We start from the raw sequence: 15,063 nt of genomic DNA, 5'->3' as shown, positions 1-15,063 counted from the left end.
ACCCCGGGGAGGTGGGGGTGAGCACACCGGAGGTGCCGCGCGGCAGCCGGGTCCGCGCCTACGCGCTCACCGGCGGCCGGACCGCGACCGGGGAGGGGTTGGACGCGGACGCGCTGGTCTCCACGCCCGGCTACGACTCCGGCGTCGCCGCCGAACTGCTGCCCGAACCCCGGGCGATCTACGAACGCGCCCGACGTCCGGTGACGCTGGCGTCGCTGGTGACCGAACTCGGCATCCCGATGGGGGTGCTGCGGGTGCTGGTCGGCGACCTCGCGACGGACGGGGTCCTGTTCGTCCACCCGCCGGACGCCGCCCAACGCCACGACCACGGCATCCTGCAACGCGTGCTGGACGGCCTGAACCGCCTGTCCCCCTGAGAGCCTGTCGTCGAACTCGTGCTGGGCGGCGGTGCCGGTGGCGGCGCTCAGGAGCGCCCGCCTTCGATCGGTCGGGGCGGGTTCGGCGGTCTTCCCGGAGCCCGCCGACCCGCGCGCGGGTGGTCAGCCGGGTCCCGGACCCGTGGGGCCCTTGCCGCCGGGGCCTCGGCGGCGCAGGTAGCGCTCGAACTCCGCGGCGATGGCGTCGCCGCTGGTCTCGGTCAGCTTGACCTCGGCGTCGCCGCGTTCCTCCAGCGCCCGGACGTAGTTGCGGACGTCCTCGTCCTCCTCGGCCATCTCGCTGACCGTCTGCTCCCACTCCTCGGCCTGCTCGGGCAGGTTGCCCAGCGGGACCTCCACGTCGAGCGCCTCCTCGACGCGGTGCAGCAGCGCCAGCGTGGCCTTCGGCGACGGCGGTTGCGAGACGTAGTGCGGCACCGCCGCCCAGAACGAGATCGCCGGGATGCCCGCCTGCACGCAGGCGTCCTGGAAGACGCCGACGATCCCGGTCGGCCCCTCGTAGCGGGATCGTTCCAGGCCGAACCGGGCGGCCGCGGCGGCGTCGTAGGCCGCCCCGGTCACCGGCACCGGGCGGGTGTGCGGAGCGTCGGCGAGCAGCGCACCGAGCGTGACCACGGTCTGCGCGCCGATGCTCTCGATCTGCTCGACGAGCTCGGTGCAGAACGCGCGCCACCGCATGTTCGGCTCGATGCCGTGCACCAGCACCACGTCGTGGTCGCCGGGTCCCCGGCAGACCGACAGGCGGGTGGTCGGCCAGGTCACCTTGCGCGTGATGCCGTCGACCAGCTTGACGGTCGGCCGCGACACCTGGAAGTCGTAGTAGGGATCCGGATCGATCTCGCTGAGCGGCGTGGCGTCCCAGATGAGCTGGAGGTGCTCGATCGCGGAGCTGGCGGCGTCTCCCGCGTCGTTCCAACCCTCGAACGCGCAGATGACCACGGGGGCGTTCAGCCGGGGCGTGGCTTGGTCGGTGGTGTCTGGTTCGCGATCGGTCACGCCGCCAGCCTACGACGACGAGCCGTCGTCAGCGCCCGCCGTCCGGACCCGGGCGTGTGGCCGGGGACGTGTCCCCGGCCACTGCGGGCTCAGTTCCGCCCGGCGTGCTCGACGAGCGCGCCGAGCACCTCGCCGAGCTGCTCGGACACCTCGGCGTCCGCGGCGGGGTGGGTCTCGGCGAAGCGGTTCGCCGAGCCCGGGATGGACAGCTTGACGTCCTCGACGACGGTGCCGCCGGCCACGCCCGCCGAGCGGCGCACGTCGTCGTGCGCCCACACGCCGCCGTACTGGCCCAGCGCCGTGCCGATCACGGCGACGGACTTGCCGCGGATGGCGCCCGCGCCGAACGGGCGGGACAGCCAGTCGATGGCGTTCTTCAGCGCCGCGGGCATGGTGCCGTTGTACTCGGGGGTGATCAGCAGCAGGGCGTCGGCCGCATCGGCGGCCTCGCGCAGCCGCACCGCGGACGCCGGCGCGCCCGCTTCGGTGTCGATGTCCTCGTTGTAGAAGGGCAGCTCGCCGAGGTCCTCGTAGATGTCGACGGTGGCGCCCTCGGGCGCGAGCTTGGCGGCGGTCTCGGCGAGCTGCCGGTTGTAGGAACCGGCGCGGAGGCTGCCGACCAGGGCGAGGATGCGAACGGACATGGGCGAACTCCCGGTGTTTCGTGATGAGGGGGAAACCGGACCGTGGTCCGGTTCATTCCTAACACGCTAAGCGGACCGTGGTCCAGTTGTCGTGGTGCACGCTACCCTGGACCCGTGATCGCTGGTGTGCAGCCCTGGGAAGAGGCGCCGGAGGGCCGGGTCCCGCTGCCGTTGACGCCGGTCGACGCCGGACCGGCCCCGCGCGCCGACGCCGCCCGCAACCGGGCGCGGCTGCTCGCGGCCGCGAACCGGCTGGTCGCCGAGCACGGCGCGGCGAACCTGACCATGGAAGCGGTGGCCGCCGCCGCCGAGGTCGGCAAGGGGACCGTCTTCCGCCGCTTCGGCGACCGCACCGGATTGCTGCTGGCCCTGCTGGACCACTGCGAGCAGCGCTTCCAGGAGCAGTTCCTCGCCGGGCCGCCGCCGCTGGGCCCGGGAGCCCACGCCTGGGAACGCCTGGAGGAGTTCGGCTGCGCCCTGCTCCGCCACGAGCAGCGGCACCTGGACCTCTACCTGGCCTCCCGGCCGGACCCGGTCCGCCGCTTCACCGTCGGTGCGCACCGCCTGCGGCGCAGCCACGTGGCGCTGCTGCTGCGCCAGGCCGGGGCCGGCGGCGACACCGAACTGCTCGCCGAGAGCCTGCTGGCCTCGCTGGACACCGGACTGGTCAACCACCTGCACGTCCAGCGCGGCATGCCGCTGGACCGCATCGAGACCGGCTGGCGGGATCTGGTCCGCCGCGTGGTCACCGGCTGACTGAGAGCCTGTCTTCGAACTCGTTCTGCGTGGCGGTGCCGGTGGCGGAACCTCAGCGGCCCGCCCGTCACCCGACCACCACCCCCCACGGAGGCGCTGCCGCGCCACAGCCACATCGACTGCGGAAGCCCCTCCTGATGTATGCCCAATACACGGCGTCGGGGCTGTCCTCGCGAGCCGACCGCTGAGAACCCGCAGCGGTGCGGGTTGCCAGACTGCTCACCGAAAGAGAAAGCGGCTGGCGCCGCTTACCACGCCCCGCCGGAACCAAGTTCGAAGACAGGCACCGAGCGAGCTGCCTTCGGCTCGCCGGAAGCCGCGAACCAGGTCGAAGACCGGCTGAGCCCGTGGCCCGGGCGGGCCACGGGCGCGGACGTCAGGTCAGCTTGATCTGCCGGTTGACGTCCTTGTACAGCAGGTAGCGGAACTTGCCGGGGCCGCCCGCGTAGCACGCCTGCGGGCAGAAGGCGCGCAACCACATGAAGTCACCGGCCTGCACCTCGACCCAGTCGTCGTTGAGCCGGTACACCGCCTTGCCCTCCAGGACGTAGATCCCGTGCTCCATCACGTGCGTCTCGGCGAACGGGATCACCGCACCGGGCTCGAAGGTGACGATGTTGACGTGCATGTCGTGCGCCAGGTCGTCCGGGTCGACGAAGCGCGTGGTGGCCCAGGCGCCGTTGGTGTCGGGCATCGGCGTCGGCTCGATGTCCTGCTCCTGGACGGCGAACGCCTTCGGCGCGTGGCCCTCCAGCGGTTCGTACGCCTTGCGGACCCAGGTGAAGGTCGCCGGGGCGTCGGAGTCGTTGGTCACCGACCAGTCCGCGCCCGCGGGCAGGTAGGCGTACCCGCCCGGGGTGAGCGCGTGCTTCTCGCCGTCGATGACGACGTTGAGGGCGCCGGTGAGCAGGAACAGCACCGACTCCACGCCGCTCTCGGGCTCGGGCCGGTCGCTGCCGCCGCCCGGCGACACCTCGACGATGTACTGGGCGAACGTGGTGGCGAACCCGGCGATCGGCTTGGCGATGATCCACGAGCGGGTGTGGTTCCATCCCGGCAGGTTGCTCGTGACGATGTCGCGCAGCACGCCGCGAGGGATGACGGTGTACGCCTCCTTCACGATGGCCCGGTCGGTCAGCAGCGTGGTCTGCGACGGGAGGCCACCTTCCGGGGCGTAGTACGTCGGCTCGCTCAAGTTGCAACTCCCTGTCTGTCGACGTTCGCGCGCCGCCCGCAGTGCTGCCGGGGTGCACTGCGGGCGGAGCGTGTGAGGACGTCCACAGCGTAAGGCTCCGGACGGCCCGTGACACCGGTCCAGCGGACCGGGGTAGGTCACACCCGGTCGCCGGCGACCCGGCTGGATCGATCAGGCTCGTCCGCGAGCGCTCCGGGCTCGGTGGTCCGGGAACGCCGGCGCATGAACCGGTGCACGACCGCCAGCAGCGCGACCCAGACCACGCCGACGACCAGCGCGACGCGGGTGTCCGGGGCGAAGGCCAGCAGCACCACGACGCCGACCATGAACGCGATCGTCGCGATCTGGCCGTACGGCCACAGCGGGACCCCGAACCGCAGCGCGGCGACCTGCTCGGGGCTCATCCGCCGCCGGGCCCGGTACTGCGCCAGCAGGATCATCAGCCACACCCACACCGTGGCGAACGTGGCCAGCGAGGCGATGATCTCGAAGACCTGGTCCGGGACGAGGTAGTTGAGCAGCACGCCCACCAGCAGCGCCACCGTCATGACCACGACGGTCATCCACGGGACGCCGTTGCGGGACACGCGCTGCATCACCGCCGGGGCGTGGCCGCGCTGGGCCATGCCGTAGAGCATCCGGCCCGCGCCGAAGACGTCGCTGTTGATCGCGGACAGCGCGGCGGTGATGACCACGACGTTGAGCACCGTCGCCGCCGAGGACAGGCCCAGGTGCTGGAAGATCTGCACGAACGGGCTGCCCGAGGAGCTGATGGCGTTCCACGGGGTGACCGACATGATCACCGCCAGCGCCAGCACGTAGAACAGCAGCACCCGCACCGGCACGGTGTTCACCGCGCGCGGGATGGTGCGCTGCGGGTCCTCGGCCTCGCCCGCGGTGATCCCGATGATCTCGGTGCCGCCGAAGGCGAACAGGACCACGGCGAACGACAGCACGAACCCGCTGCCGCCCGCGGGCAGGAAACCGCCGTGCGACCAGAGGTTGTGCACCCCGACCGAGGCGTCGCCGTGCACGTACGCGAGCACGAGGATCGCGATGCCGCCGACGATCATGGCGATCACGGCGACCACCTTGATCAGCGAGAACCAGAACTCCAGCTCGCCGAACACGCGGACCCCGAGCAGGTTGGCCCCGCCGATGACGAACACCGCGCCGAGCACCCAGATCCAGCGCGGCACGTCGGGGAACCAGAATCCCATGTAGACACCGAGCGCGGTGACGTCGGCCAGGCAGACGACGACCATCTCGAAGGCGTAGGTCCAGCCGGTGAGGAATCCGGCCAGCGGCCCCAGGTGCTTGGCCGCGTAGTCGCCGAACGAGCCGGGGACCGGGTCGGTGACCGCCATCTCGCCCAGCGCCCGCAGCACGAAGAAGACCGCGGCGCCCGCGACGAGGTAGGCCAGCAGCACCGACGGGCCGGCCTTGTCGATCGCGTCCGAGGATCCGTAGAACAGGCCGGTCCCGATGGCCGAGCCGAGTGCGATGAACCTGATGTGCCGCGCGCTGAGTCCTCGGCTCAGTGCCGCCGCGCCTGATTTCACTGGTGTCCCTCCTGGGAACGGCGTTGTCCGAAGTGGCCACGAGGGCCTGGGGAGAGGTCGACGTCCGGATGTCGGGCGGCCCGTTCTCCATGTGCGCCGGAGCACAGCGGCGATATGTATAGTCTTGTATATACAAAGAGGTCAAGAGGTGAGCGGAAGCCGAGTTCCGCTGATCCGGTCACGGTGACTCGAACGTGCCCTCCAGGCGGTACCGGGAGCCCGGGTGCAGCAGTCGCGCCGCGCTGACCAGCCGGTCCTGCGACCAGGTGCGGCGGCGGATGAGCAGGCACGGCTCACCGGCGTCGATGTCGAGCCGCTCGCACTCGTCGGGCGTGGCGAGCACCGCCTCCACGACGTGCTCGCCCCGGCCCAGCGGCGCGATCCGGGACAGGTAGTCGTTCGGCGTGCGGGTGGTGAAGTCCTGCGCCAGGTACTCGGGGGCCAGCTCCGGGTTGACCAGCCGGTCCTCCAGCTGGATCGCCACGTCCTGCTCGTAGTGCACGACCAGCGAGTGGAACACCGGCCGCCCCTCGGGGAGGTCGAACAGCCGCCGCACGGGGGCGTCCGCCGGTTCCTCGCGGACGAACGCCACCTCGGTGCGGTGCCGGTGGCCGCGGTGGTGCACCTCGTCGGCGATGTTGCGGACCTCGAACAACGCCGAAGATCCCTTGTGCGCGGCGACGAACGTGCCGACCCCGGCGGTGCGCACCACGAGTCCCGCCGCGCTCAGCTCGCGCAGCGCCCGGTTGATGGTCATCCGGGACAGGCCCAGCGACTCCACCAGCCGGCTCTCCGACGGCAGCATCTCGCCCTCGGTCCAGCGGCCGGTGGCGATCTGCTCGCTGACCAGGTCCTTCAGCCGCTGGTAGGCGGGCGCGGAGCCGCTGCTGGAGTGGAACAGCGCGGCCACGTCCGTCGCGTCGATGGCCACCCCGTCTCACCTCGGTCGTCGCTCGCGGCTGTACCACGCCAGTCTAGGCCGTGCCCAGCACCGCACCCGCGCCGCGTCCCGGCGGCGCACGAGTCCACTGTGGTCAGTTCGGGGCGCGGCGTTCCAGCAGGACGGTGTCCCGCCAGGCGCCGTCCAGCTGTCCGATGCGCTCGCGGACGCCCACCGCGCGGAATCCCGCCGCGCGGTGCAGCACGAGGCTGGCCCGGTTCTCCGGGAAGACCGAGTTCTGCAGGGTCCACAGGCCGTCCGCGTCGGCGGCGGTGATCTGCTTGTGCAGCAGGGCCTTCCCGACGCCCCGGCCGCGGAACGCGGCGCCGACGTAGACGGACGTCTCGGCGACCCCGGCGTAGCAGGCGCGCTCGGACACGCGGGTCAGCGCGGCCCACCCCGCGACCTGACCGTCGACCTCGGCGACCCAGCGGTGCCCGGCCAGCCACTTCGCGTCCAGCTCGGCGCGCGTGGGCACCTCGGTCTCGAAGGTGGCGTTGCCGGTCGCGATGCCCTCGGCGTAGACGCGCCGGACCGCGGGCCAGTCCCGCCCCACCAGGGAGCGGACGGTGACATCGACCGGCCCCCGGTCACCGCCGGGTGCGGCGAGCAGGCCCAGCGCGGCCTCCGCGGCGAGCGGGAAGGACGCGTGGCCTCCCGCGGCCGAGATCCGGGTGGTCGTGCCCTCGCGCTCGGCGACCACGAAGCCCGCCTCGGCGAGCGTGCGCACGTGGTGGGAGCAGGTGGACTGGCTGATGCCGAGCAGCTCGGTCAGCTCGCCGACGGTGGCCGTCCCGGTGACCGCCACGGCGTGCAGCAGCCGCAGCCGCGTGGGGTCGGCCAGGCAGGCGAACCGGTGGGCGCAGTCCTCCGCGACCGCGGGCGGCAGCGCCTCGGCGTGTCCGGACACCCGGTCAGTATCCGGATCCGGTGAGTGACCGGTCAATCGATCTCGGGTGAACAGCCGGAGTCGGTGTCTGGGATACGGGACACCGGGCGGGGACGGGCCGTTGTCGCCGGGGATGCCCGGACGGCTAATGGAACGCACACATCAGCCGCCTTCCCGGGAGGTGCCATGGCGGGTCCGCTGGAACGCAGGTCGATCGACCCGGTGCCGGACGCTGAGCGCCACGGCCACCCGCGCAGCCTGTTCACCCTCTGGTTCGCCTCGAACATGCAGATCACCGCGGCGGTGACCGGCACGCTGACGGTGCTGGTCGGCCTGCACCCGCTGTGGGCGCTGGTCGCCGTGGTGCTGGGAAACGCGCTGGGCGCGGTGCCGATGGCGTTGCACGCGGCGCAGGGGCCGAAGCTCGGCGTGCCGCAGATGATCCAGAGCCGCGCGCAGTTCGGCGTGTACGGCGCGGTGCTGCCGCTGGTGCTCGTCGTGCTGATGTACATCGGCTACTTCGCCAGCGGCAGCGTGCTCGGCGGACAGGCGGTCGCGCAGATCACCGGCATGCCCGTCGACGCCGGAATCCTGCTGTACGCGGGTCTGTCCGCGCTGATCGCGATCGTCGGGTACCGGCTGATCCACCGCTTCGGGCGGCTGGCCACGCTGGTGTCGGTCGTGGTCTTCGCCTACCTCAGTGCCTGTCTTTGATCTTGGGGGTACCCGGGGGCGGGTATGAGAGAGGGCCTTTGCTAGTGATCGTGACAGCACATCAAGATCGACACAGCAAAGGCCCGATCCGCTTTGTACACCACCGCGCCGGCTGCCGGCTCGACGGCCCGTGCCCGCCGTTACCCCTCGGACACCACCGACGCCGAATGGGCAGTGATCGAGCCCCTGCTGCCCGCCCCGGCCTGCCGCACCTGCAGCGGAGGGCGTCCGGAAAAACACCCCCGCCGGGATGTCGTGGACGCGATCCGCTACTTCGTCGACAACGGCTGCAAGTGGCGGGCCCTGCCCGCCGACTTCCCGCCCTGGAAGACCGTCTACGGGTTCTTCACCCGCTGGAGCCGCGACAACATCGTCCTGGGCCTGCGCGACAGGCTGCGTGAGCAGGTCCGCGCCCGCACCGACCGCCACCGCACCCCCAGCGCCGGGATCATCGATTCCCAGTCGGTGCGGGCCGCCGAAACCGTCGGCCGCCACACCCGCGGTTTCGACGGCGGTAAAAAGATCAACGGCCGCAAACGCCACATCGCCACCGACACCCTCGGCCTGCTGCTGGGCGTGTCCGTGACCGCCGCCCACATCACCGACCGCCGCGGCGCCGAACTCCTCCTGCGCTACCTCCACACCCGCCACCCACGCCTGGAACTGGTCTTCGCCGACGGCAACTACAGCGGACGCCTGACCACCTGGACCCAGGCCGCCCTGGGCATCACCCTGCACATCGTCCGCAAAATCGCCGGACAAACCGGCTTCCACGTCCTGGCCCGCCGCTGGGTCGTCGAACGCACCCTGTCCTGGATCACCCAAGCCCGCCGCACCGTCCGCGACTACGAACGCCTCCCCGCCCACTCCGAAACCATCATCAACTGGGCCGCCATCACCCTCATGACCCGCCAACTCACCACCTAACCCAAGATCAAAGACAGGCACTCAGCGTGCGGCTGGTGGTCACCCACGACCTCGGCGCGGTGCTGGCGGCTCCGCGCTTCGACGCGCCGCAGTTCCTGCTGGCCGTGTCGCTGGCGGCGTCGTGGCAGCTCACCTTCGGCCCCTACGTCGCGGACACCTCGCGGTACCTGCCGACGGCGACGTCGGTGCGCGCGACGTTCTGGTGGACCTACGCGGGCACCGCGCTCGGCGCGAGCTGGTCGATGTGCTTCGGCGCCCTCGCGTTCGCCGTCGCGGGCACGGCCTTCAAGGGCCACGAGGTCGGCTACGTGGTCGGGCTCGGCGGTGCGGCGCTGGTCCTGCCGCTGCTGCTGGCGATCGCGCTGGGCAAGTTCACGATCAACGTGCTCAACATCTACGGCGGCTACATGACGGTGGCCACCACGCTCTCCGCGATCACCCGCGGCGCCTCGCTCTCGCAGGTAGCGCGGGTGACCTGCATCGCCCTGGTCGGCGTCGCGGGCGGCGTGCTGGGGGTGCTCGGGCGCGGTGACTTCCTGTCGGTCTTCCTGGTGTTCCTGGAGTTCCTGCTGTACTTCCTGACGCCGTGGAGCTCGATCAACCTGGTCGACTTCTACCTGCTGCGCCGCGAGGAGTACGACCTGGAGGCGCTCTACGACCCCGACGGCGCCTACGGGCGCTGGTCGGTCCCGGCGCTGGTGGCCTACGCCCTCGGGGTCGCGGTGCAGATCCCGTTCTCCCACGTCGACGGGGTCTACACCGGCTTCGCCGTGCCGCTGCTCGGCGGTGCCGACATCGCCTGGCTGCTGGGCCTGCTCGTCCCGGGCGCGGTGTACTGGGCCGTGATGCGCCGCCGGACCGGTGTCCGCGAACCCAGCTCCGTCGGAACCGCCTGACGGCTCCGGCCGGGGCGTCCACTTCGGACTCCAGGTGGCGCGTGCGGAGTCCCGGGGAACCGTCCGTGCACCCGTGACTACGCTGTGGTCCTGCCAGCCGAGATCGAATCCGTTGTGGAGGAACGACATGGGCAAGGTGACGTCCAGCGCGCAACGCCGGATCGGCGCGCCGGTCGAGCGGGTCCGGGAGCTCGTCGCCGACTACGCGCAGGTCCGTCCGGAGGTCCTCACCGAGCAGTTCCGCGACTACCAGGTCGTCGACGGCGGCGTCGGTGCGGGCACGACCGCGACGTGGAAGCTGCAGGCGACCTCCAAGCGCGTCCGCGACGTCCGCGCCGAGGTGACCGAACCCGAACCGGGCACGATCGTGGAGACCGACGCCAATTCCACGATGGTGACCACCTGGACGGTCCGCGAGTCCGACGGCGGCAGCCTGGTCCGCGTCGAGACCACCTGGGAGGGCGCCACCGGCATCGGCGGCTTCTTCGAGCGGATGTTCGCGCCGGGCGGCCTCAAGCGGATCTACGAGGGCGTGCTGGCCAACCTCGCCGCCCGCGCCGAGCAGTCCTGAGGGCCTGTCTTCGGACTCGCCTTGCGCGGCGGCGCCGGTGGCGGAACCGTGACGGCGGGCGTTGGTGCACGGCCACGATGCGATCCCGGAGTGAGCCATGAACGACGTGGACGACGAGCTGGACCCGGTCGCGCTCACCGGCCGCGTGACCGCGGCCCTGCGCGCCCGGGAGTCCGCCCGCCCGGACCGCCTCTTCGACGATCCCTTCGCCGCCCGGTTGGCGGGCGCGCGGGGTCGGGAGCTGGTGGCGGCCTTCGACGGGGACAACCAGGTGATCGCGGTGCGCACCCGCCTGGTCGACGACGAGTTCGCCCGCCGGACCGATGAGTTCGACCAGTTCGCGATCCTCGCCGCGGGCATGGACACCCGCGCCTACCGGCTCGCCTTCCACGCGGGCACCGCGGTGTTCGAGGTCGACCGGCCGGAGGTGCTGGCCCTCAAGGAACGGTTGCTCACCGCACCCCCGGATCCCGCCCCGGCACCCCGCTGCGACCGCCGCACGGTCGGCGCGGACCTGGGCGCGGACTGGTCGGCGCCGCTGCGCGCCGCCGGTTTCCGTCCCGACCGGCCGACGTGCACCGCCTGCTCGACGCGATCACCGCGCTCTCCGCACCCGGAAGCGACCTGCTGGTCGACTTCGTCGGGCAGTCCGTTTTGGACAGTCCGGCGATGCGCCCGGTGCTCGCGGGCATGGCCGAGCGCGGCATGGCCTGGCGGTACGGCACCGACGATCCGGAGGAACTGCTCACCGGGCGCGGCTGGACCGCCGAGGTGCGGCGGTACGGCGAGGCCGCCGCCCGCCTGGGGCGTCCGCTCGACCCCGACGCGGGTGAGGGCTACCTCGTCCGGGCGCGCCGCGCGCCCGCCCACTGCGTGGGATGAGCGCTGGCACCCGTCCGTACGCTGGGACGCATGGTGAGTTCCTCCTGGTCACCGCTGCTGGCGGCGCTGGAGCGCCGGGTGCTCGTCGCGGACGGCGCGATGGGCACCACGCTCCAGGCGTTCCCGCTCGGCCTCGACGACTTCGCGGGCCTGGAGGGCTGCAACGAGATCCTCAACGTCACCCGGCCCGACGTGGTGCGCGCCGTGCACCACGACTACCTGGCAGCCGGGGCGGACGCGATCGAGACCAACACGTTCGGCGCGAACCTGGCCAACCTCGGCGAGTACGGCATCGCCGACCGGATCGGTGAGCTCGCCGAGCGGGGCTCGGCGTTGGCGCGGGAGTGCGCCGACGAGCACACCACGCCGGAGCACCCCCGGTTCGTGCTCGGGGCCGTGGGGCCGGGCACCAAGCTGCCCACGCTCGGCCACGTCGACTTCGCCGCGCTGCGCGACGCCTACGAGGAGCAGACCGTCGGCATGTTGCGCGGCGGTGTGGACGCCGTCCTGGTCGAGACCTCCCAGGACCTGCTCCAGACCAAGGCGGCGGTGCTGGCCGCCCGGCGCGGGATGGCCCGCACCGGGCGTCGCGTGCCGGTCATCGCGCAGGTGACCGTGGAGACCACCGGCACCATGCTGCTGGGCACCGAGATCACCGCCGCGCTCACCGCGCTGGAGCCGCTGGGCATCGACCTGATCGGGATGAACTGCGCCACCGGCCCGGCCGAGATGGGCGAACACCTGCGCCAGCTGGCCAGGCAGGCCCGGGTGCCGATCTCGGTGATGCCCAACGCGGGCCTGCCCGAACTCGGTCCGGACGGCGCGGTGTACCCGCTGACCCCGGACGAGCTGGCCGAGGCGCTGGCCGAGTTCGTCCGGCACCACGGCGCCCGGTTGGTCGGCGGCTGCTGCGGCACGACCGCCGAGCACATCCGCCGGGTCGTCGAGGCCGTCCGCGACCTCGACCCGCCGCGCCGCGACCCGGCGCCCGAACCCGGGGTCAGCTCGCTGTACCAGGCGGTGCCGTTCGAGCAGGACGCCTCGGTGCTGGTGGTCGGCGAGCGCACCAACGCCAACGGGTCCAGGGCGTTCCGCGAGGCGATGCTGGAAGGCCGCTACGAGGACTGCGTGGAGATCGCCAGGGCCCAGACCCGCGACGGCGCCCACGTGATCGACCTGTGCGTGGACTACGTGGGCCGCGACGGCGCGGTGGACATGGCCGAACTGGCGTCCCGGCTGGCCACCGCCTCCACGCTGCCGGTGATGCTCGACTCCACCGAACCCGAGGTGCTGCGCGCCGGGCTGGAACGCCTCGGCGGGCGCTGCGTGGTCAACTCGGTGAACTACGAGGACGGCGACGGGCCGGGTTCGCGCTTCGAGCGCGTGATGCGCCTGGTGCGCGAGCACGGTGCCGCCGTGGTCGTGATGTGCATCGACGAGGAGGGCCAGGCGCGCACCCGGGAGTGGAAGCTGCGGGTGGCCGAGCGGGCGATCGCCGACCTGACCGGCGAGTGGGGGCTCGCGGAGTCCGACATCGTGGTCGACTGCCTGGTGTTCCCGATCTCCACCGGTCAGGAGGAGGTCCGCGGGGACGGCACCGAGACGATCGAGGCGATCCGCGAGCTCAAGCGGCGACACCCGGAAGTCCGCACGACGCTGGGGATTTCGAATGTCTCCTTCGGACTGAACGCGGCGGCTCGGCAGGTGCTCAACTCGGTGTTCCTCGCCGAGTGCCGGCAAGCGGGCCTGGACACCGCGATCGTGCACGCCTCGAAGATCCTGCCGATGAACCGGATTCCCGACGAGCAGCGCGAGGTCGCCCTGGACCTGGTGCACGACCGGCGGCGCGAGGGCTACGACCCGTTGCAGCGGCTCATGGAGATGTTCGAGGGGCGCACGGCGAAGTCCGGTCGGGCGTCGCGGGCCGCGGAACTGGCCGCGCTGCCGCTGTTCGAGAGGCTTCAGCGGCGCATCGTCGACGGCGAGCGCGGCGGCCTGGAGGACGACCTCGACGCGGCCATGCAGCAGAAGTCGCCGCTGGCGATCATCAACGAGGACCTGCTGGCCGGGATGAAGGTCGTCGGTGACCTGTTCGGTTCCGGTCAGATGCAGTTGCCGTTCGTGCTCCAGTCGGCCGAGGTGATGAAGTCCGCGGTCGCCCACCTGGAACCGCACATGGAGAAATCCGGTTCCGGCAAGGGAACTCTCGTGCTCGCCACGGTCAAGGGCGACGTCCACGACATCGGCAAGAACCTCGTCGACATCATCGTCTCCAACAACGGCTACAACGTGGTCAACCTCGGCATCAAGCAGCCGATCGGCGCGATCCTGGACAGCGCAGAGCGGCACGGCGCGGACGCCATCGGCATGTCCGGGCTGCTGGTGAAGTCCACCGTGATCATGAAGGAGAACCTGGCGGAGATGAACTCCCGGGGACTCTCCGACCGGTACCCGGTGCTGCTCGGTGGTGCGGCGCTGACCCGCTCCTACGTGGAGAACGACCTCGACGAGCTGTTCCACGGCGAGGTCCGGTACGCGCGCGACGCGTTCGAGGGCCTGCGGCTGATGGACTCGATCATGGCCCGCAAGCGCGGCGACGTCCTGCTGCCGGACGCCGCCGAGGAGGCGAAGAAGGCCGAGCGCAAGGCGCGGCGCGAACGCTCGCTGCGCATCGCGGCCCGGCGCCGCGACGCCGAACCGGAACCGGTGGCGCGCTCCGACGTCGACCCCGACGTCCCGGTGCCCGCGCCGCCGTTCTGGGGCACCCGCGTGGTGCGCGGGGTGCCGGTCGGCGAGTACGCCGCCTACCTCGACGAACGGGCCACGTTCTTCGGCCAGTGGGGGCTGCGCGGCGCCCGCCGCGGCGAGGGGCCCAGCTACGAGGAGCTGGTGGAGACCGAGGGACGTCCCCGGCTGCGGGAGTGGATGGACCGCCTGGCCACCGACGGCACGCTGCACCACGCAGCCGTCGTGCACGGCTACTTCCCGTGCGTGTCGGAGGGCGACGACCTCGTCGTGCTCGACAAGGACGCGCCCGACGCCCCGGAGCGCTGCCGGTTCACCTTCCCGCGCCAGCGCCGCGACCGGCGGCTGTGCCTGGCCGACTTCTTCCGGTCCCGGGAGAAGGCGGCCGACACCGGGCAGGTCGACGTCCTGCCGGTGCAACTGGTGACCATGGGCCGGCCGATCGCCGACCGGGCCGCCGAGCTGTTCGCCGCCGACGCCTACCGCGACTACCTGGAGATCCACGGCCTCGGCGTGCAGCTCACCGAGGCGCTGGCCGAGTACTGGCACCGCCGCGTCCGGCAGGAGCTGCGGTTCGCCTCGGGCACCAGCGTCGCCGCCGAGGACCCGACCGAGGTGGCGGAGTTCTTCCGGCTGGGCTACCGGGGCGCCCGCTTCTCCCTCGGCTACGGGGCCTGCCCCGACCTGGAGGACCGCGCCAAGATCGCCGAACTGCTCCAGCCCGAGCGCATCGGCGTCACCCTCTCCGAGGAGTTCCAGCTCCACCCGGAGCAGTCCACCGACGCCTTCGTCGCCCACCACCCCGAAGCGAAGTACTTCAACACCTGACGTGGCGGGTTGTCGTCGCGCTCGGCGGGCCGCGAGGGATGCGACACGTTCGCTGGGGTGCGGGTACTCCCGAGTGGTGTACTGGACTGCGGTTCGTGGTCCAAACCTGTGGAAGTGGAG

Annotated in this window: 14 protein-coding genes and 1 pseudogene; 9 read left to right on the top strand and 6 right to left on the bottom strand. The window is 71.8% G+C overall.

Translation table 11 applies throughout. The features are described from left to right. The first annotated feature begins 17 nt into the window (after positions 1 to 17). Positions 18 to 377, top strand: a complete 360-nt coding sequence (locus NV263_RS21690) for a DUF742 domain-containing protein (protein WP_263248432.1) — start codon at positions 18 to 20, stop codon at positions 375 to 377. Between the two features lie 123 nt (positions 378 to 500). Here the strand turns inward: NV263_RS21690 and NV263_RS21685 are convergent, their stop codons facing one another. Then, the gene (locus NV263_RS21685; protein ID WP_263248429.1) at positions 501 to 1,394 is read right to left on the bottom strand and encodes a PAC2 family protein; all 894 of its coding nucleotides are present in this window, start codon (positions 1,392 to 1,394) and stop codon (positions 501 to 503) included. Positions 1,395 to 1,483: 89 nt separating this feature from the next. Continuing rightward, on the bottom strand, positions 1,484 to 2,038 hold the full coding sequence (locus tag NV263_RS21680) for an NADPH-dependent FMN reductase (RefSeq protein WP_263248428.1): 555 nt from the start codon (positions 2,036 to 2,038) through the stop codon (positions 1,484 to 1,486). A gap of 114 nt (positions 2,039 to 2,152) precedes the next feature. On the opposite strand from NV263_RS21680, the gene NV263_RS21675 reads away from it, so the two are divergent. Next, on the top strand, positions 2,153 to 2,794 hold the full coding sequence (locus NV263_RS21675; protein WP_263248427.1) for a TetR/AcrR family transcriptional regulator: 642 nt from the start codon (positions 2,153 to 2,155) through the stop codon (positions 2,792 to 2,794). 376 nt (positions 2,795 to 3,170) lie between these two features. Here NV263_RS21675 and NV263_RS21670 read toward each other — a convergent pair whose 3' ends face one another. The 4 genes from NV263_RS21670 to NV263_RS21655 all read right to left on the bottom strand — a co-directional run bounded on the left by NV263_RS21670 (position 3,171) and on the right by NV263_RS21655 (position 7,401). Next, positions 3,171 to 3,989, bottom strand: a complete 819-nt coding sequence (locus NV263_RS21670) for a bifunctional allantoicase/(S)-ureidoglycine aminohydrolase (protein ID WP_263248425.1) — start codon at positions 3,987 to 3,989, stop codon at positions 3,171 to 3,173. Positions 3,990 to 4,126: 137 nt separating this feature from the next. After that, positions 4,127 to 5,551, bottom strand: coding sequence for an amino acid permease (locus tag NV263_RS21665; protein ID WP_263248424.1), 1,425 nt, complete (start codon positions 5,549 to 5,551; stop codon positions 4,127 to 4,129). A 178-nt stretch (positions 5,552 to 5,729) separates the two neighbouring features. After that, entirely contained in the window at positions 5,730 to 6,482 is a 753-nt protein-coding gene (gene hutC / locus NV263_RS21660; protein WP_263248423.1) for a histidine utilization repressor, read from the bottom strand. 103 nt (positions 6,483 to 6,585) lie between these two features. Then, a complete protein-coding gene (locus NV263_RS21655; RefSeq protein WP_263248422.1) occupies positions 6,586 to 7,401 on the bottom strand; it encodes a helix-turn-helix domain-containing GNAT family N-acetyltransferase in 816 nt (271 codons plus the stop codon). Between the two features lie 165 nt (positions 7,402 to 7,566). On the opposite strand from NV263_RS21655, the gene NV263_RS21650 reads away from it, so the two are divergent. From NV263_RS21650 to metH, 7 genes and pseudogenes are all read left to right on the top strand, one after another. Next, entirely contained in the window at positions 7,567 to 8,094 is a 528-nt protein-coding gene (locus NV263_RS21650; RefSeq protein ID WP_263248420.1) for a purine-cytosine permease family protein, read from the top strand. A 93-nt stretch (positions 8,095 to 8,187) separates the two neighbouring features. Beyond that, a complete protein-coding gene (locus NV263_RS21645) occupies positions 8,188 to 9,021 on the top strand; it encodes an IS5 family transposase (RefSeq protein ID WP_263247972.1) in 834 nt (277 codons plus the stop codon). A gap of 35 nt (positions 9,022 to 9,056) precedes the next feature. Beyond that, on the top strand, positions 9,057 to 9,917 hold the full coding sequence (locus tag NV263_RS21640) for a purine-cytosine permease family protein (RefSeq protein WP_263248419.1): 861 nt from the start codon (positions 9,057 to 9,059) through the stop codon (positions 9,915 to 9,917). A gap of 127 nt (positions 9,918 to 10,044) precedes the next feature. After that, on the top strand, positions 10,045 to 10,488 hold the full coding sequence (locus NV263_RS21635) for an SRPBCC family protein (protein WP_263248418.1): 444 nt from the start codon (positions 10,045 to 10,047) through the stop codon (positions 10,486 to 10,488). Positions 10,489 to 10,585: 97 nt separating this feature from the next. Beyond that, positions 10,586 to 11,014: pseudogene (locus NV263_RS30740) on the top strand (SAM-dependent methyltransferase); the annotation flags it as partial. A gap of 47 nt (positions 11,015 to 11,061) precedes the next feature. After that, entirely contained in the window at positions 11,062 to 11,370 is a 309-nt protein-coding gene (locus NV263_RS21630) for a class I SAM-dependent methyltransferase (RefSeq protein ID WP_263248417.1), read from the top strand. A 30-nt stretch (positions 11,371 to 11,400) separates the two neighbouring features. Then, complete coding sequence (metH, locus tag NV263_RS21625) at positions 11,401 to 14,943, top strand: methionine synthase (RefSeq protein WP_263248416.1); 3,543 nt, start codon at positions 11,401 to 11,403, stop codon at positions 14,941 to 14,943. The last annotated feature ends 120 nt before the right edge of the window (positions 14,944 to 15,063 follow it).

Origin of the sequence: Saccharopolyspora rosea, from assembly GCF_025643595.1 — a bacterium.
Lineage (GTDB): Bacteria > Actinomycetota > Actinomycetes > Mycobacteriales > Pseudonocardiaceae > Saccharopolyspora > Saccharopolyspora rosea.
This window is presented reverse-complemented; position numbering and strand designations above follow the sequence as displayed.

What these genes read in the sequence shown, in the direction of transcription:
- NV263_RS21680 (WP_263248428.1), bottom strand. Translation starts at nt 2,038, where the DNA reads ATGTCCGTTCGCATCCTCGCCCTGGTCGGCAGCCTCCGCGCCGGTTCC.
- NV263_RS21650 (WP_263248420.1), top strand. Translation starts at nt 7,567, where the DNA reads ATGGCGGGTCCGCTGGAACGCAGGTCGATCGACCCGGTGCCGGACGCT.
- NV263_RS21635 (WP_263248418.1), top strand. Translation starts at nt 10,045, where the DNA reads ATGGGCAAGGTGACGTCCAGCGCGCAACGCCGGATCGGCGCGCCGGTC.
- metH (WP_263248416.1), top strand. Translation starts at nt 11,401, where the DNA reads ATGGTGAGTTCCTCCTGGTCACCGCTGCTGGCGGCGCTGGAGCGCCGG.